The sequence below is a fragment of the Shinella zoogloeoides genome (genome assembly GCF_020883495.1).
GTDB lineage: Bacteria > Pseudomonadota > Alphaproteobacteria > Rhizobiales > Rhizobiaceae > Shinella > Shinella zoogloeoides.
Genome location: NZ_CP086610.1, coordinates 3614537 through 3632257, shown reverse-complemented (window position 1 = coordinate 3632257; position 17721 = coordinate 3614537). Strand labels below are relative to the sequence as shown.

Here is a 17721-nt window from a genome sequence, read left to right as displayed (position 1 = left end):
ATGTCTCCGCTCCTGGCCGCCCCGATTGATGTCTGTCAGTTCGACATGAAGCGGTTGAGCCGGATCTCGTCGAGCAGCGAGCGCGTCACGCCGCCGAAGGCCCATTCCCTCAAACGGCTGTGTCCATAGGCGCCGGATACGACGAGATCAGCGTCGTGCCTGTCGATCAATTCGACCAGGCTTTCGCTTTCCCGGTGGCTCTCCACGGTCTCGCTGCGCGACGCAACGCCGTGCCGCGCGAGGAACGAGACCACGTCGGCGATGCCCTCGCGGGCCCATTGGTCGATCGTGGAGGCGACGGTGGCGACGACGACGTCGTTTGCATCCTGAAGCAGCGGCACGGCATCGAACACCGCCCGCCGCGCCTCCTTCGTGTCTTTCCAGGCGACGACGACCTTGCGGCCGACGCGCTGCTCCGTGCCGGCCCCCACCACCAGGAGCGGCCGGCCCGCCTGCAGGGCGACGCTTCCCGGATCAGCGGCGCGCGCCCGGTCGCCCGTCGTCGCCCCGCGCCGTGCCTGGGTAACGATGAGATCTGCCGTCCGCGCCATCTGCACGAGCGCATAGGTTGGTCCTTCCGTGGCCTGGCGCCATCCGGTCTCGACCGCGCCGGCGACCAGCCTCTCGAATTCGGCACGCAACTCCTTGAAGCGGCGCTCGTCGTCTTCCCGCATCTGCTGCATCACTTCGGTGGCGAGCGCCACGCCTTCGGGGCCCGTCACCGGCAGGTAGGCGTCGGCGGCGCAAAAGCCGATCAGGCGGGCGCCGGAGCGCTGCGCCAGCTCGCTCGCCGCCTTGACCACCGGCTCGGCCGGCCCGTCGATATCCAGGTTCACGAGAATGGATTTGTAGCTCATGGGACTGTTCCTCCGTCCTGTCTGTCGCGGCAAAGGATAGCCCCGCCGGGGGACGGCGCCTTGACGCGGATCAAGGCCCGGTCGCGGCGGCGGGCGCACAATGATAGTATCGATCCAGACCCTTGCGAAGGAGAACCGCGATGACGGATCCTCATCATGACCAGCCGGAGCGGGCGGACGCCTCCGCCGCGCTAGAAGCCGCCGACCTCTGGCGCTGCGATCTGGTGACGCGTAGCGGGCTCGTGCTGCGCATTCGCCCGGTCCGCCCCGAGGACGAGGCGGCGCTCGGCGATTTCTTCGCCCGTCTGGCGCCCGCGGACCTGCGCTTCCGTTTCCTCGGCGGCGTGCGCGAGGTGAGCCATGAGCGCCTCGTCGCGATGACGCGGGTCGATCACCGCGCGACCGAGCACTTCCTCGCCTTCGCCGAGGACAGCGGGACCATCATCGCGGCGGCGATGGTCGCCTGCGACCCGTCGACGAAAAAGGCCGAGGTGGCGATCTCGGTACGCGCGGAGGACAAGCACAAGGGCGTCGCCTGGGAAATGCTGCGCCATGCGGCCCGCTACGCGCAGGCTCGCGGCGCCGAGGCGCTGGAATCGCTGGAAAGCCGCGAGAACCGCGAGGCCATCGAGCTGGAACGCGAACAGGGCTTCCTCGCCGTTCCCTATCCCGACGATCCGACGCTCATCCTGATCCGCAAGGACCTCCGCCTCACCTGAGCCGGGCCTTGCGGCTCACAGCTCGAATTCCTGGTCGAGACGTGGCACCACGCTTTCCCACCCGAGCTCCCGCCCGATGCGGATGCGCAGCGCCTCTGAGGCTTCCGGCTCACCGTGCACGATGAAGACCTTGCGCGGCGGGCGCGGGCAGGTGGAGAGCCAGCGCATCAGCTCGCCGGCATCGGCATGGGCCGAGAGCATGTCGAGATGCGCCACCTCCGCATTGACCGGCACCCAGGAGCCGTGGATCTTCAGTTCCCTCGCCCCGTCCTGAAGCGCGCGCCCGCGCGTGCCCGCGGCCTGGAAGCCGGCGAGCAGGATCGTGTTGCGCGCATCGGGCGCAAAGGCTTTCAGATGATGCAGCACGCGCCCGCCCGTCGCCATGCCAGAGGCGGAGATGACGATCTTGGGGAAGCGGCTGGCGCTGATCGCCTTCGACGCCTCGACGTCTCCGGTGCAGCGGGCGATGGAGAAGACGTCCCTGCAGGTCTTCGTGTCGAGGCGGTGGTCCGGCAGGTGCCGACCCATGAGCCCGGTCGCCTCGATGGCCATGGGACTGTCGAGGAACAGCGGGATCTCGCCGAGATGCCCCGCCCGCTTCAGCTTCCAAAAATAGTAGAGCAGTTCCTGCGCGCGGCCGACCGCAAAGGCCGGGATGACGAGCGTACCGCCGCGCGCGATGGTCCGCTCGGCGACCACCCGCAGCGCCTCGGCCGGGTCGCTCCTGTCGTGGATGCGGTTGCCGTAGGTGGATTCGACGAGGATATAGTCGGCCTCCACGGTAGGGGCGGGATCGCGCATCAGCGGATCGCCGTAGCGGCCGATATCGCCGGAAAAGACGATATTTCGGTCACCCCACTCCAGTTCCACCCATGCCGCGCCGAGAATATGGCCGGCGGGATGGAAGCGGAACGACGCATCCCCGCCAAGCCGCACTCTCTGACCGAACTCGGCGGTCGAGAAATGCTCCACCGCCCGCTGCGCATCCCCGACGCCATAGAGCGGCAAAGCCGGCTGGTGCCGCGACAGCTTGTGCCGGTTGAGGAATTCGGCGTCCTTCTCCTGAAGATGGCCGCTGTCCATCAGGATCAGTTCGGCGACGTCGCGAGTGGCGGGCGTCGCATGGACCTTGCCGCGATAACCCTCGCGCACGAGGCGCGGCAGGTATCCGCAATGGTCGAGATGTGCATGGGTGAGGATCACCGCGTCGATGTCGCGCGGCGCCACCGTCAAGGGCGCCCAGTTGAGCTCGCGCAGGTTCTTCAGGCCCTGGAACAGGCCGCAATCGACAAGGATACGGTGCTCGCCGAGACGGAGGAGATGCTTGGAGCCGGTGACGGTCCCGGCACCGCCGAGCGATTTCAATGACAGCATGTCCTGCCTCCCCTTCCCCGATGTGCTCCTCGATCCGCTAAGGCGCTTCCGGCCGCGGATAGGGCCACTTCCAGTCGCGGATCTCGGGCATGTCCTCGCCGTGCTCGCGCACATAGGCATGGTGCGCGTCAAGCTTCGCCTCCAGCGCGGCGATGAGGCCGGGCCGGCGCGCGGCAAGGGCCGGCAGGCGCTCTATGGCCTCCATGGCAAGATGGTAGCGGTCGAGCCGGTTCATCACGGCCATATCGAAGGGCGTGGTCGTCGTGCCCTCCTCGATGAAGCCCCTGACGTGGAAATTCGGATGGTTGGTGCGTTTGTAGACCAGCCGGTGGATGAGATAGGGATAGCCGTGATGGGCGAAGACCACGGGCCGGTCGCGGGTGAAAATCCGGTCGAAGGCCGCATCGTCGATGCCGTGCGGGTGATGCTGCGGCGATTGCAGCGCCATCAGGTCCACGACGTTGACGACGCGGATGCGAAGGCCGGGCACCGCCTGGCGGAGCAGGTCGACCGCCGCGAGCGTCTCCATGGTCGGCACGTCGCCGGCCGCCGCCATCACTACGTCGGGTTCGAGCCCGCCTTCCGTGCCCGCCCAGTCCCAGATGCCGAGCCCGGCCTCGCAATGGCGGGTAGCCTCGTCCATCGCCAGCCATTGCGGCGCCGGCTGCTTGCCGGCCACGATGACGTTGATGCGGTTCCATGTCCGCAGGCAATGGTCGCCGACCCATAGCAGCGTGTTGGCGTCCGGCGGCAGGTAGACGCGCACGATATCCGCCCCCTTGTTGGCGACGAGGTCGATGAAGCCGGGGTCCTGATGGGAAAAGCCATTGTGGTCCTGCCGCCAGACATGGGAGGTGAGCAGGTAATTGAGCGAGGAGACGGGGCTGCGCCAGGGCAGCTCGCGCGCCACCTTCAGCCATTTCGCATGCTGGTTGAACATCGAATCGACGATGTGGATGAAGGCCTCGTAGCAGGAGAAGAAGCCGTGCCGGCCGGTAAGCAGATAACCCTCCAGCCAACCCTGGCACAGATGCTCGCTGAGCACTTCCATGACGCGGCCTTCCGGCGCGAGGTGGTCGTCCGTCTGCAGCGTCTTGGCCATCCACACCCGGTCCGTCGCCTCGAAGACGCTGGAGAGCCGGTTGGAGGCCGTCTCGTCCGGCCCGAAGACGCGGAAGTTGCGATCCGCCGCGTTCAGCCGGATCACGTCGCGCAGGTAGTCGCCGAGGATCTTCGTCGCCTGTGCCTCGACCGCGCCGGGCCGCTCCACGGCGACCGCATAGGCGCCGATATCGGGCGTGCGCAGCTCCTTGCGAAGGACGCCGCCATTGGCGTGCGGACTGGCGCCCATGCGGCGCGCGCCCGTGGGTGCCAGCGCCCGCAGCTCCGGCTTCAGGCGGCCATCCGCATCGAAGAGGTCTTCGGGATCGTAGCTGCGCATCCAGGCTTCGAGGATGTCGCGGTGGGCGGCGTTGGTGCGGCACTCGGAGACGGGCACCTGATGGGAGCGCCAATGGTTTTCCACCATCTTGCCGTCCACCTCCTTCGGCCCCGTCCAGCCCTTGGGGCTGCGCAGCACGATCATCGGCCAGCGCGGCCGGCGGGCGGGCTCGTCCTTCACCGCGGCGCGGATGGCCGCGATGCGGTCGAAGGCGGCGTCGAGCGCGGCCGCCATGGCCCTGTGCATCGCCTGCGGCTCATGCCCCTCCACGAAGATCGGGTCGTAGCCGTAGCCGGTGAAGAGATGGGCCAGCTCCTCGTCCGGCAGGCGCGCCAGCACGGTCGGGTTGGCGATCTTGTAGCCGTTGAGATGGAGGATCGGCAGCACCGTGCCGTCGCTGACGGGGCTGAGGAACTTGTTGGAATGCCAGGCGGCGGCGAGCGGGCCGGTCTCGGCCTCGCCATCCCCCACCACGCAGGCGACGACGAGGCCCGGATTGTCGAAGGCCGCGCCATAGGCATGCACCAGCGCATAGCCGAGTTCGCCGCCCTCATGGATGGAGCCGGGCGTTTCGGGGGCCGCGTGGCTCGGAATGCCGCCGGGGAAGGAGAACTGCCGGAACAGCGCCTTCAGCCCCGCCTCATCCTCGCCGATCTCGGGATAGACCTGCGAATAGGTGCCTTCCAGATAGGTATTGGCCACCATGCCCGGCCCGCCGTGGCCGGGGCCGCAGATATAGAGGACATCGGCGTCGCGCGCCCGGATGATGCGGTTGAGATGGGCATAGATGAAGTTGAGGCCCGGCGTCGTGCCCCAGTGGCCGAGAAGGCGCGGCTTCACATGCTCCGCCTTCAAAGGCTCGCGGAGCAGCGGATTGTCCATCAGGTAGATCTGGCCCACCGAAAGATAGTTGGCCGCCCGCCAGTAGCGGTCGATCAGCGCGAGGTCTTCGAGGTCAGGATCATTCGCCATGCATTCTCTCCCTGCGGCCGGATCGAAAAGGCCGACGTTCGCATTCGAGGAGATTGCGCAAATAGGCCTAATGGTCCCTGAGCAACCACGACGCCGCGTCCGACCAAGGCCGATACAAGGTCATGCGGAGCGAACTCCTGTCTTCCGTCCGATATGGTCTCACCCTAGACGTTTTCGCGCAATGGATCTTGATTTAGCTCAACGAACGGCGAGACTCGCCAAAACGTCCTCTGTCCAAGCGCGCCGCCTTACCCCGTTTGATGGCAAACTGACGTTGACTCAACATCGGAGCAATCACCGACGGCAATCGATGCTCGCCCGAATCACAGTCTACACGGAAGGCGGTCGATCACCGTCTTTGAGGAGGCGTCTTACGGCCTCGCCATCCAAAGCCTGCGCATCGAACAGCGCGTTGGTGAGCGCATCAAGCTTATCGCGGTTCTCATTGACAATCTCGACCGCCCTCGCAAATGCCTTTTCCAAGCGCGCATGGATGCGGGCTGCGAGATCGGGATTAGCATCGAGCACGGCGGTCGGGTCCTTATCATCGCGGTAGAGCAGCGGCTGGGTCGCCCCGAAGCCGAGGGACCGCTCCATGGCGAGCGCCATCTTCGTGGCCCGTGCCAGATCGCTGTCATCGGAGCCACCCGATCCGGCGGACACCTTGCCGACGACGATCTGCTCGGCGGCGCGCCCCGCCATGAGCATGGCGAGCATGTCCTCACGGTAGCCCAGCGTATCGCTGCCGGATGCGGTGAATCCGAGCTGGCTGTAGCCGCCGCCTCCGGGCGCATCGATGTTGAGCCCATGGATCGGCCCCAACCTCAAGGCATGATGTACGACTGCGTGACCAGACTCATGGATGGCGAAGCGCCAGCGCAAATCATACGGCACCTGCGGCCGGTCCATCCGGATACCATCCTCGAGATCTTCATACCGGATCGACCGCTTTTCGCGGCGGGCCTTCAGCCGCGCCTGGCGAACGATCCGCTCGATATCGGCGCCGGTCAGCCCCATCGCCCTCGTTGCCAGCCGCTTCAGAAGGGACACGGCCGCTTCAAGCGTACCCGGTTCAATGTGCTTCGATGTCATTGTCATGTCGCGGCTCCTTCCCGAGCGTCCCTCAAGGTGTGTTCGTCGCTGTCCCGATCGGCCTGGATGTTGGGTGCTTCTGCCTCGTCGGCACTCATCCCCGCGGCCTCGGAACCCACCTCATCGGCCTTGGTCTCATCCGACGCCTTTCCATCGACCAGCGATGCGAGATCATCGCCGAGATGGTGAGCGAAGATTTCCGTGAGCGTGGCGATATCCGGCAAGGGGATCTCGATATGCGTCTCCAGGCGTCCGGAGCGTTTCAGCGCATCATCGATCTCCTGGGGCCGGTTCGTCGCGCCGACGATGATCAACCCCTCGCTCTTGACCGCCCCGTCCAACAACTCGAGCGCCTTGTTAACGATGGTGTTCCAATAGTCGGCATATTCCCGTTCGGCCGGCTGCCGCTTGCCGATGCCATCGATCTCGTCGATGAACAGGATCGCCGGCGCCATGGCCCGGGCCTCGACGAAGGTCTTGCTCATCCGGTCGATGACGTCGTTGAGATGCCCGCCCTGCAGCCAAGTCGATACGGATGTGACGACCAGCGGAATCTGCAGGCTGTTGCAAAGCGCCCGAGCAAAAGTCGTCTTTCCGGTCCCGGGCGGTCCATGGAGCAGAAGTTTGGTGCTCATGTCCGACCAGGCGAGAGCGCCCGCCCTGTGATCGGCCAGATCAGCCTTCAGATCCAGCGCCCAGGTCTTGGCCTTGCCGTAACCGGCGAGCGTCTCGACCACGAGCGACGGACGATCGTTTTCTCCCGGTCCCCATGGCTCCGGCTGGATGACCTCGGCGCCTGACAGCTTGTCGCGTTTCCATCCACCGCCGCTATCTTTTCCGGATGAGGACTTCTCCGACGATTTCGCATCCTGCTTCGACTTCGATGATTTGCCAGCGCCTTTGGATGCCGGTTCGTCGTCATCATCGTCATCCTCCCGAGCGGCAACACGATTGCGCTCGGTGAGGGACGCCAGCACGGCAATGACCTGGGATGCGCAGCGCCCCGGCCGGAACGCCAGCACGACATCATCGATCGTCAGGTAATGCGCGTCGTAGGCCGTCGACCATTGCTCCAGCGCCGTGATACCGTTGGCACCATGCATCGCCTCCACCATGGCACTGAGGAAGGGATAGTCCAGCCTGCCTGCCGCAAGGCCGATGTCGGCGGCAATGGCGATGTCGGACGGGATGGCCTCCGCCTTCTCGCTGATCGCAACGACAGGATAGTCACGCGTCGTCGCATTCACCAGCCGGCGCCGAAGCGTGGCGCCGGCGATGCGCGCGATGCTATGTCCGAGGAACTGAATGTACGTACGGCCTGCACCCTCGGGTCCGGCAAAGGTGCCGTCATCATAGACGTATTCTCCATCGATGCCGCTCAAGGCGCCGCCCGGCACGAAGCCCGGTGTCTCGATGAGGCGGCGCATGGCCTGCTCAAAGCCGACGATCGGCCCATGCAGCGCGACGACAGGCGCCGACATGGCGGCAGCACGGACGATCCTGGCAAGCGGCACACGACCGTTCTCGATCGCACGGGCCAGCACGAGGGCCGCGACGATGTTGCTGATCAGCGGCGCCTTGCCCGCCCGCCCGACCAGACCGACGGCATAGGCACGGCGTTTGTGATCGATTGCCGCGACATGATCGCTGGCTGTCACTTGACCGAGCCGGTAGAGAGACGGCAGGAAAGATGTCGGCGACTTACCTTCAGTCGTTACAATGTCGGACTGCTGAGGCGGCGGCAGAAGGTAGCCGCCGAAGTTCCGACGAACCCACGCCACGTCGCGGTCGTGGTCTCCGGAAAGAGACGCGGTTTCGAAGGCTGGCGAGTAGCGCCGCAGAACGTGCCCGCCCACTTCGACGATTTTCAACGACAAGAGGCCATTGAGATGGGCGTTGCGCTGGGCTTCGCGCCGGGCGATGCGTTCGAGGCGACGCAGGAACAGGCGGGACAGCTTATTCATCGATCCGCCCCTCCGTCATCGCGGCAATAATTGCCGTTTTGCCGCTGGGCGGTTGCCCCTTGGTCGGCCATCGCTTCTTCAGACTGCCCGGTCTTGCCTGGCGACGCTCCCGGATCAGGCGGCGAAGAGGACGGGGCTTGGCCGAACCCGGACTGCCCGCATCCGGCTGAGTCGAGACCGCCAGATCGCGATTACGGCTGGAAAGCCAGTCGAGCAGCAGGCGGCAGGCCGGGTTGCCTGTATCGGCATGGGTCTGCAATCGGCCGATGACCGTATCCGGTACGAGGCCGGTCAAGCCCGTACCCTGCCGGACATGGCCGAGCGCCAGGCCGATCAGATGCGCGGGATCGTCGCCGGTCGGGCGGCCAGCACCGTATCCGAGATAGCGCAGGACAGTGCCGTGCGCACGATGGCAGACGAGGTTCTGGGACGTCGAGGACGGCGGGATCGCCTCGCAGCGGATGCGTGGCGGCACATCCGGATTGATGTCGGAAGTCATGGGAACTCCTTGACCGGACCACATTCGGGCCCAGCGCTCATAAGAAGAACAGGATGGGAAAGCTGCGGCCTTGACGCGAGGGATCACCACGCGACACCTGACGACAATCGTCAGGGCGTGGCGGTCAGGCCATCAGGCAGTAGCGAGCAATGTGCGACGGGGCTCAGTGCCTGGCAGGGCGCCGGGCAAAGCCGATCCGGATGAAGGCCGGTGTCGGCTCATCCTCATCGGACCCATCATCGAAGCCCCGTTCGTCGCGATCGTGATCATCATCGTATGAGCGCGCCGCCTGGTCTTCTTCGTAAGTCCGGCTCGGCCCGTTGAGATTGATCCGCGAGCACATGGGTGCAGGCGCGACGATCGTATTCGGCGCGAAGACAGGCTGCTCCATGTCGCCGAGCGCCTTGCGCGCCGCTGCCTCGAGAAGCTGCTGCACCCGGATGGCGAAGCGCTGGCGCAGTTCGGCCATGCAGGCGGCAACGCCGTCGATCTCCAAGAGGTCATCGAGTTCGGACAGCGCCCAGACACCACTGGCATGATCGCTCGGGCGGCTGGCGCCATCGACGATCGCGACTTCGACCGCATCCACCATCAGCCGCTTCTGGTTCTTGTAGAGCCAGTCCGGCAGGACCATGGCCGAGGCCATCATTTTGAGCTTCAGCTCCTCGAGACGGCTCGTGTCGCCATAGGATGCGAGCGACCGTTTGACGTCGAGGATGTAGGCCGTGTGCCGGGCGCGGTTCACGACGATCAGGTCCGGCGTGTAGCTGCCCTTCGCCGGTGCCTCGCAATCGAGTTTGATGCCGTCGAGGCTCGACCAATCATTCCCGGCAACAGCCTCCACCGCGGCCTTTACCAGCGGCAACTTCAGTGACTGGGTCAGGACGATGATGCTCGGGTTCGCTTTCGCCAGACGCTCGACCGCATGCTCCAGCAGCTTGCCTTCCCTGAAGGACACTGCCCGGACGAGCGAGGCGATGTTGACGTAGTGACCGAGGATCTCGTCCTCGGCCGGCTCGCCGTCGGCGATCGCGGCAATCGCACGATCAATGAGCAGATCGAGATCGACTTCGACATCGGCAAAGCGGACGAGATGCGGGTGACGGCGCCGCACTGCCGGTCCGCAACCCGCAGCCAGAACCGCATTGCGGCCGAAGCCGAACGGGCGCGGGCGGGACCCGGAAGCTGCGGCAGCTTCGGCCGCGTCGATCATGGAACGGAGAACTTCCCCATAAGGGACAGAAACGGTATTCGTGCTCATAGCCCGATTCCTTCTTACCAAGGTTGACGGTCAGGCCCTTGTCGATGTTGGCGCATCGGCTTGGGCCGCTTTGTTCCGGCCATCCGGAACAGCCGCAACCTGGCAGGACCGGCGCTCGGGCTCAAGGACCCCGGGGCCAAAAAATGAGAACGGGACCGGAACAAGGTTAACGCCGGGCTCACGGTCGCTTCGATCTGGCCATCCGCTGAGGCTCGAACGCCTGCCCGCGGCCAAAACATCTCGAGGCCGAAGCCGGGCAAGACAAAGGGCCGACAAGCGGCCCTTGAAGGTTTGGCTGGAAGGCCGACCGATCGACCTTCCAGCATGTCGAGAGCTTTACGCGGTCAGTTGCGGTGCGGATGCGCCTTCATCCAGGAGCGTTTCGCCCAAACCGTCTGCCGCCTCGTCGGCTGCCAGCGGCGGGACCGCCACGACCTGCTTGCGGACCTTGGATGTTTCGCGGCTGACGACCATCAGCCCGCCTGTCGCCTGCTCAAGCGCTTCGCCGAACCGCTCCGTGAAGCGATCCAGATCGATCTCGACCGAGGCTTCGGCCTGATCCTTGCCCTGCTCTGCTTCCGCTTCAGGGGTCAACTCGACCACATCGTCGACGGCGACCATCTTTTCTACCGATTGGGCCAGCGGCCATTTCGGCTTGCGCTCCTTCGAGATCGCCCATTCGAGGACCGGCAAGACCTCATCGCGAAGCCAACCGGGCAATTCCTTGGACTTCGGCCAGGTATCGAAGAGCCCAAGCTTCTGCAGCGTTTCGTTCACCACCGCCCACTCGGTCTTCTTCGGAAACTGGGTCGAGCGCGGATGGCGGCGCAGGTCGCTGTCCGGTTCCACGAACTGCGCCAGGCTTTCAAGTTCCATACGCGCGACACGGGCAAGATCTTCAACCTCCCTGGCCAGCGCCTCCTTGATCACCCGCTTCTGGTCCAGCGCCGCCTTGATGGCCTGCACAATGACCTCGATATGGACGATGAACAGTTTCACGCCGTCGCGGATCTTGACCGCGATCAGCGCCTTCAGGCCGGTCACACCCCCTGCTCCATGGAGGTCACCCCGGGCAGTCTTGTCCTTGGCCTCATCGCCATCGCCCAGGATGGTTTTCACATCGAGCACACGGAGACGGCCATGCTCCTCGCCATGGGCGATCGCATCGCGGATCTTCTCATGCGGCGCGTGCGCCAGATGGAACATGACAGTCGGGCTGGCCGACAGGTCGACCAGATCATCCCGGTATTCGCCGAGATTGCGCGCGACGGACATATAGGCCCTCGCAGTGCGGGCGGCCAAGCTGCACCGCCTCTTGACCCATTTGTCGAAGAGACCGTCGGCGAGCAGACCAGAAGCGGAAACAAGATGCTCCCCGAGCAGGAAGCTCTGCTCGGTCGTGCGGCGGCCGAGATCAGAGATATTCCCGGCAGCGATTTCGAGCTGGTCACGAAGAACCGCATCCGCGATCCCGAGCTTTTCATAGTGATGGGCGAAGGCGGAAGGCAGGACAAACTTGGATGCACTCACGATAAAACCTCACTGGTTACTGATACTATACGTTCGACACAAACATCGAACACACATATGGTCACCGCAACATCAGTAATTGTCAAATCGGACACCGAGCTTAGCCTGAGTATTGCTCAATTATTTACTTAAATAAATACATTCATTATTTCCATAAACGCCCAAATTAACCATATCACGATATTGCAAAAATATTTTTTACTTTGCTTTTGCTTTCCAATTACCTCCCCCGGTTTCAGACCGCTGTCAGTCGCTTCAGGCCCTCTCACAAACACGTCCCGTCACAAGGCGCGGCCGGAACCGCTGCCTGGAGCGGAAAGCACGATACGAAGCGCTGTTGAACGGGATCCGGCAAGGAAGACAATCTGGCAGGCATCGTCTCAATGCGCGGGTATGTCATCTCAACGTGCCCGCACATCGGGACAAATTGCGCATTTTTGATTCCGGTTTCCGGATTTCCGATTCAGAGCTGTGAAGCCATGATTCCGCAAACGCCGTTTCGTCTCCGCACGTCGTCTCGATCCAGCTCGACGTGCCCGCAGGTCATCTCAAGTTGCGCATTAGCGATTCCGAACCGTGGATTTCCGATTCATGAGCCAAGATTACTGATTCCGGCACAAGCGGCGTTGCCGGTAAGGCGCCCGTCTGGCAAGGAGGCCGCAAGGCGTATGGGAGTGGCATCATGGCCAGAAAGTCAGAAGAGGTCCGCAATCGCGAGCAGCGCGAACGCCAGCAGAAGCTGCGTGATGCCGATCGCAACGCAAGGCGTCCGAACCGGGACGATATTGCCCGCACGGCGCTCTTCATGACAATTTCCAGCATGGCGGCCAGGGACGCGAAAGAGGTGCTGGAGGATTTTCAGGACCGGGTGGTCAGGATGCTTGTAGAGCAGGGATTTGACGAGCGGGAATCCGACATCGTCTTCGAGGAACTCGTCGCCAAGTATCGCACAGGCGACTGGCCGTTTCGTCGCAAGGTCCACCTTCTCCATCCCGAGGATCCCGATCGGGACCCTTGAGGCGGCATCAGCCTGCTCTGCGTCGATCTCACCTTTCCATCAATAGGTGCCGGTCAACGCCTGACGGCGTATGCAAGTTCTGACATGTTTCCCCCCGTTACTTCATAAAACGCCGTTCGATTCTGAATCGGATTTCCAGAGTTATTACAGCGCAATCGGTCTACGATAGCTTGAGCGGGATCGGTTCGACAGCGTGGGCCGGCATAGACGTTGCCTGAGCATTTGTTTATTAAAAATCGAATGAACCGGCTCATCTCCTGTTCAGTCTGAGCGGAAAGAATCCTGAGTGCAAGATTGACCGCCTCATCTCTTTTGTTTCATAGGAACAGTTAGCTGTGGCAGTCGCCAAAGCTGGAATGCGCACCAACAGACCTGCTTGCGCGAGGGAAGTTGGGAGTAAACTTTTTTAGAAACGACATCCTGGGACGGACGACGCAAGGCCAACTCCCGGCGCCACTCCTCATTCCGATGTGAGGCAGAGGTGGTAAAAGCTCAAATGTGCTCTGCCGCGGTATCGGGAAACGACCGGCAGTACGATGAACAGAGATATCGACGCAGCCTGCAGCACCTTATTCCGTGTGGTGCGCTTTAAGTAGGCATAAGATGATCGGATCGAGGGCGAGCGGGCGCCTGAGAGATCCATAGTGGCAAGCGCATTCCTTCAAAATCCACTCTGGACCCGAAGGACAGTACCGTGCAGACACCTACCAAACTTGCTCCCACCCTCGGAGCAATCAAACCCCGCTACCTCAACGACGCCATCAAGGATACCAGGTCTCGCCTCTATCCCGGGACCGTCGTCATCGCCTCCCTCACCGGCGTGACCGTGTCTCAGGCTGCCGATGCCATCCGCCAGGTGCGTTACGGCGCAGGCTGGCTCGACTTCTCCTACACCCCGCCGATCAGACACACGCAGGGTAACGAGATCGAGCAGGCTTTGCGTTTGCTTGGATATGTCGGCCAGTGGCGCTGGTTTTCTGATCAGCCGACGCTCGCCGCCTATCTGAAGAGCCGCACCGGCGTGGAGCGCGACCATCCCAGCGTCGTGTTTCTCAGCACGCACGCCGTCGCTGTGAGCGGCGGCGTCTTCTGCGATGTTCTCAGCCGCGGTGTCGTCATCGATATCGACGATGCAAAAGGCCGCCGCAAGAAGGTCAGTCGTGTTCTCGTTCTGACCAAGCGGATCGCGCCCTCGAAGATCGCCTCCAGAACGCCGGCGCCCAAGAAGGGTGCGAGTTCCAAGCTCGACCGGCTCTTCCACGAGGCGATCAAGGCCGAGACCACCGCGGCGCGCGTGAAGATCACGCCGCACGAGGTGTTTGTAATTCGGCCCAATGAGACGGGTTGGTATTGGCTGGGCAGCCGCGAAAACGTCGAGAATCAGATCCTGATGCCTCGTTCGGACAACCGTATTGCCGGCAACACCGACGCGGCCGCCGCCTATCGCGCGGCGATGGGGCACTAGCGACCTCCGCGCGGCGAGCGTGATCGCGGCAATTATTGCCGCGCAAGACCATCTCGCCCCCAGTCCTCGATACGCTTCGACACGCAAGGGCAGCTCGCTCGACGCTGCCCCCATCACGCACTTCCGCCGGACCATGATGGACCGGCGGGTGGCGCGGGCTCTCAAGCGATCCGCGCCAGGCTAACATGTCCCCCAAAATCATTTCTCAAGCTTCAGGAGCCCCCATGACAAAGAAAGTCCTGCTCTACCTCCGCAACTCGGCCGATACGCTGCACACCGCCTGCGCCGATTCGCAGCGTTATTACGCCGAGCCCTTCATCCGGAAGAACGGCTGGAAACTGGAACTGACCTGCCGTGACGAAGACATCGGCGAGGTCGTGTTCACCGCACAGCCCGGCATCCACAAGCTCCTCGAAGAGGTCGATATCGGATCGATCGATATCGTCCTGTGCCATACGCTGGACCGCTTGTGCTCGCGCTTTGCCGTCGCGCAACGGCTGCTGCATGAACTCGAAGCGAAAGGCATCGAAGTCTGGGCCGCCGATCCCGGTGTGCGGATCAAGGCCGCAGATCTCATCGACTACTACTACAACAACCCCGATGGAGCGATCGGGCTCGGTCGACGCCGGTCGCCGATGCCCGATGACCTCTATGAGGCCGAGCACCTTGTACCCCTGCCCTACGGCTATCGCTACACCGGAGCCTACAATGCCGATGGGACGTACATTTTCGGGTTCAGGGTTCTCGAACACGAGACCGCCGCAGTCGTCCTGCGGATTTTCCAGATGTATGCCGACGGAATGTCGCCGGCAAAAATCGCCGACGCCCTGAACGCTCAAGGCATTCCCGGCCCCCACGGCAGGATGTGGCGTGACGCCACCATCCGCGGCGGCCGCGATCGGCGAACCGGCATCCTCAATGACGAGATCTATATCGGCCGGTCCTGGGTACCGGGCCGTGAGTACGATTTCGCGCCTGCCTTGCGAATCGTCGGCGACGAACTCTGGAGGCGCGTGAAGCTGCGCCAGGATTTCGCCTGCCGGCGTGCTGCGGCATCGCCGTAACGCCCTCGCCGAGACATCAGACTGGCCGGCGCTGCCGGCCAGTGTTCCCCACGATATTGTTTGAGATGGAATTCAGACCGTGACCAAGAACGTCCTGTTTTATGCCCGCTACTCCACCGACCGCCAGCACGAAGTGTCGATCGAAACGCAGATCGAGCTGGGCGAAGCCTTCGTCAAGCAGAAGGGCTGGAAACTGGTCGCCACCTATTCCGATGCCGCGGTCAGCGGCACGAGCTATCAACTCCGCCCTGGCATCCAGAGCCTGATGGCGCATGTGAAGCGCGAGCGCATTGATGTCGTGCTTTGCGTCACGGTCGACCGCCTGTCGCGCGACATCGAGCACAGCGCCAAGATCCTCAAGGAACTGCGCTACCGCGACGCCGACATCTGGACCGTCCATGCCGGCACGCCGGTCACCGATCTTGAGATGGCGCTCAGAGCCGCACTCAGCCATGAACTGGTTGAGCAGATCCGTTACCGCACCCGCGAAGGCATGAAGACCGCCGTGAAGAAGGGCAAGGCGTCGACCTGCCTCGCTTACGGCTACAAGCTGTCGCAGCAGCGCGATGCCAATGGTGACCGCATCCGGGGTCTGCGGGATATCGAACCGGTCAAGGCGGAAGTCGTTCGCCGCATCTATCAGCTCTATGCCGACGGGATGTCTCCGCGCGACATCGCGCACCTCCTCAACAATGAAGGCGTCCCCGGCCCGCGCGGCCGCAAGTGGCGCGATACGGCGATCCGTGGCCATGTCCGCCGTGGCAGCGGCATTCTCAACAACGAGAGCTATATCGGCCGCATCGTCTGGAACAGGCGCCAGTACCGCAAAAATCCGGAGACCGAACGACGAACCGCCCGTGCCAACGACGCCACCGAGTGGGTATTCAAGGACGTCCCGGAGATGCGTATCGTATCGGATGAGCTGTGGCAGCGCGTCAAGGAGCGGCAGAGGCAAGTGGGCGAGCTGTTCGATTTCGGGCAGAGCAACCGGCTCAATGCGACGCACCGGCCGGAGTATCTTCTGAGCGGCATGCTCGAATGCGCGGAATGCGGCGGTCCCTACGCCATTTCGGGCAAGGATCGTTATAGCTGTACGAACCGGAAGAAGCGCCTGCCGATCGACGACCTCGGCGGCGCCTGCTGCGGCAACAGCAAGACGATCACCCGCCACGAACTGGAAGAGCGTGTCCTCAACTGCATTCCGGCCGCCTTCTACTCGCTCGACATCTTCGACCGGATTTCGCAGAAGATGGTCGCGCACGAGGTGAGCAAGCTGGAGAGCGCTCCCTCCCGGAAGAACCAGTTGACCGCCGAGCTTGCGACCATCAAGTCGCAGCAGGCAAGCCTGATGCAGCAGATCCGGGACCGGCATGCCGAAGGCCGGCCGCGTCTTGCGATCCTCGACGACCACCTGGATGAGCTGGAAGTCAATCGTGAGAGGCTGGTCATGGAACTTTCCGCGGCCGAAGAGCCCGCTGCGGAAGGTTTTCAGGAGAAGATCGCCAGGCTGAAGGCGCAGTTCAATGGTGAGCGCGACGAACACCCCACCTTTCCTTTTGCGATCGCGGCCGCGAGAACAGCTCCTTCACCGATAGGAGCGGAACGGGATGGTCGAAGATCGCGCTGATGCCATGCTTGAAGCCATGGATGAAGGCATGCATGAAGCCAGGCATGAGGGAAAGTATCGTCGGATCGAGGTGATCACGGGTCGACGCCAGCGGCGGAATTGGACCGACGAGGAGAAGGCGCGGATCCTTGCCGAAAGTGCAGAACCTGACGTGAACATCTCGGCGATCGCCCGGCGCTGGGGCGTCAATCGCGGTCTGCTGAACGTCTGGCGGCGCGAAGCCGGGCTGACCTCTCGACGATCCGCGCAAGCCGGCGCACAGCAGGCCATGTTCGTGCCGGTGACGGTGGTTGGCGATAGAACGTCTTGCGAGAACTCGCCGTCGGATGTCGCCCATGACGCCGCGGGGCGTATTGAGATCGAGATTGCTGGCGCGCGTATGACCGTGATCGGCTCGGTGGCGCCCGAATTGGCGCAGGCGATCGTGGCAACGTTGCGAGCACGCCGGTGATTGGACTTTCGCCTGGTGGAGTGAAGATCATGGTGGCGACGCAGCCGGTCGACTTCCGGCGCGGCATGAATGGGCTTGTTGCGCTGGTGGCGTCAGCGCTTGCAGCTGATCCCTACTGTGGTGACGTGTTCGTGTTCCGCGCCAAGCGTCTCGATCGCCTGCGCTGCATTTATTGGGACGGATCAGGCATGATCCTGGCGACGAAATGGCTGGAGGCTGGCACGTTCGTTTGGCCACCGATCCGTGATGGCGCGATGCAGATGAGTAGCCAGGAGTTCTCCCTTTTGCTGGCCGGTATCGACTGGACGCGGGTCAGGCGAAACACCGTAAAGCGGCCAACGAAAGCAGGCTGATCCTATTGGATTTGCTTGAAGATTCAGGGTCATG

General features: G+C 63.3%; 15 protein-coding genes. 7 read left to right on the top strand and 8 right to left on the bottom strand.

Going from position 1 to position 17721, the window contains the following annotated elements; genetic code table 11:
* Positions 1-35: 35 nt before the first annotated feature.
* Entirely contained in the window at positions 36-857 is an 822-nt protein-coding gene (locus tag K8M09_RS17825) for a universal stress protein (protein WP_117371534.1), read from the bottom strand.
* 140 nt (positions 858-997) lie between these two features.
* Between K8M09_RS17825 and K8M09_RS17820 the strand changes: the two genes are divergently transcribed.
* Complete coding sequence (locus tag K8M09_RS17820; protein WP_117371535.1) at positions 998-1576, top strand: GNAT family N-acetyltransferase; 579 nt, start codon at positions 998-1000, stop codon at positions 1574-1576.
* A 15-nt stretch (positions 1577-1591) separates the two neighbouring features.
* Here the strand turns inward: K8M09_RS17820 and K8M09_RS17815 are convergent, their stop codons facing one another.
* The 7 genes from K8M09_RS17815 to K8M09_RS17785 all read right to left on the bottom strand — a co-directional run bounded on the left by K8M09_RS17815 (position 1592) and on the right by K8M09_RS17785 (position 11709).
* On the bottom strand, positions 1592-2950 hold the full coding sequence (locus K8M09_RS17815) for an MBL fold metallo-hydrolase RNA specificity domain-containing protein (RefSeq protein ID WP_160787993.1): 1359 nt from the start codon (positions 2948-2950) through the stop codon (positions 1592-1594).
* 37 nt (positions 2951-2987) lie between these two features.
* On the bottom strand, positions 2988-5363 hold the full coding sequence (locus tag K8M09_RS17810) for a phosphoketolase family protein (RefSeq protein WP_117371537.1): 2376 nt from the start codon (positions 5361-5363) through the stop codon (positions 2988-2990).
* Between the two features lie 330 nt (positions 5364-5693).
* The gene (locus K8M09_RS17805; RefSeq protein WP_117371538.1) at positions 5694-6461 is read right to left on the bottom strand and encodes an ATP-dependent metallopeptidase FtsH/Yme1/Tma family protein; all 768 of its coding nucleotides are present in this window, start codon (positions 6459-6461) and stop codon (positions 5694-5696) included.
* Positions 6458-8419, bottom strand: a complete 1962-nt coding sequence (locus K8M09_RS17800) for an AAA family ATPase (RefSeq protein WP_160787994.1) — start codon at positions 8417-8419, stop codon at positions 6458-6460. Before K8M09_RS17800 ends, K8M09_RS17805 begins: the two co-directional genes overlap by 4 nt.
* Complete coding sequence (locus K8M09_RS17795) at positions 8412-8918, bottom strand: hypothetical protein (RefSeq protein ID WP_160787995.1); 507 nt, start codon at positions 8916-8918, stop codon at positions 8412-8414. The genes K8M09_RS17800 and K8M09_RS17795 overlap by 8 nt, the downstream gene beginning before the upstream one ends.
* Positions 8919-9081: 163 nt before the next feature.
* A complete protein-coding gene (locus K8M09_RS17790) occupies positions 9082-10179 on the bottom strand; it encodes a hypothetical protein (protein ID WP_160787996.1) in 1098 nt (365 codons plus the stop codon).
* A 336-nt stretch (positions 10180-10515) separates the two neighbouring features.
* Positions 10516-11709, bottom strand: a complete 1194-nt coding sequence (locus tag K8M09_RS17785) for a hypothetical protein (protein ID WP_206366714.1) — start codon at positions 11707-11709, stop codon at positions 10516-10518.
* 682 nt (positions 11710-12391) lie between these two features.
* On the opposite strand from K8M09_RS17785, the gene K8M09_RS17780 reads away from it, so the two are divergent.
* The 6 genes from K8M09_RS17780 to tnpB all read left to right on the top strand — a co-directional run bounded on the left by K8M09_RS17780 (position 12392) and on the right by tnpB (position 17687).
* Positions 12392-12727, top strand: coding sequence for a hypothetical protein (locus tag K8M09_RS17780; RefSeq protein WP_160787997.1), 336 nt, complete (start codon positions 12392-12394; stop codon positions 12725-12727).
* A 694-nt stretch (positions 12728-13421) separates the two neighbouring features.
* Positions 13422-14192, top strand: coding sequence for a hypothetical protein (locus K8M09_RS17775; RefSeq protein WP_160787998.1), 771 nt, complete (start codon positions 13422-13424; stop codon positions 14190-14192).
* A 224-nt stretch (positions 14193-14416) separates the two neighbouring features.
* Entirely contained in the window at positions 14417-15256 is an 840-nt protein-coding gene (locus tag K8M09_RS17770) for a recombinase family protein (RefSeq protein ID WP_160787999.1), read from the top strand.
* Between the two features lie 79 nt (positions 15257-15335).
* Positions 15336-16883, top strand: coding sequence for a recombinase family protein (locus K8M09_RS17765; protein ID WP_229341979.1), 1548 nt, complete (start codon positions 15336-15338; stop codon positions 16881-16883).
* The gene (gene tnpA / locus K8M09_RS17760) at positions 16864-17334 is read left to right on the top strand and encodes an IS66-like element accessory protein TnpA (protein WP_160788234.1); all 471 of its coding nucleotides are present in this window, start codon (positions 16864-16866) and stop codon (positions 17332-17334) included. The genes K8M09_RS17765 and tnpA overlap by 20 nt, the downstream gene beginning before the upstream one ends.
* Positions 17331-17687: an IS66 family insertion sequence element accessory protein TnpB gene (gene tnpB, locus K8M09_RS17755; protein ID WP_160788235.1), complete on the top strand. Its 357-nt coding sequence runs from the start codon at positions 17331-17333 to the stop codon at positions 17685-17687. The genes tnpA and tnpB overlap by 4 nt, the downstream gene beginning before the upstream one ends.
* Positions 17688-17721 lie beyond the last annotated feature (34 nt).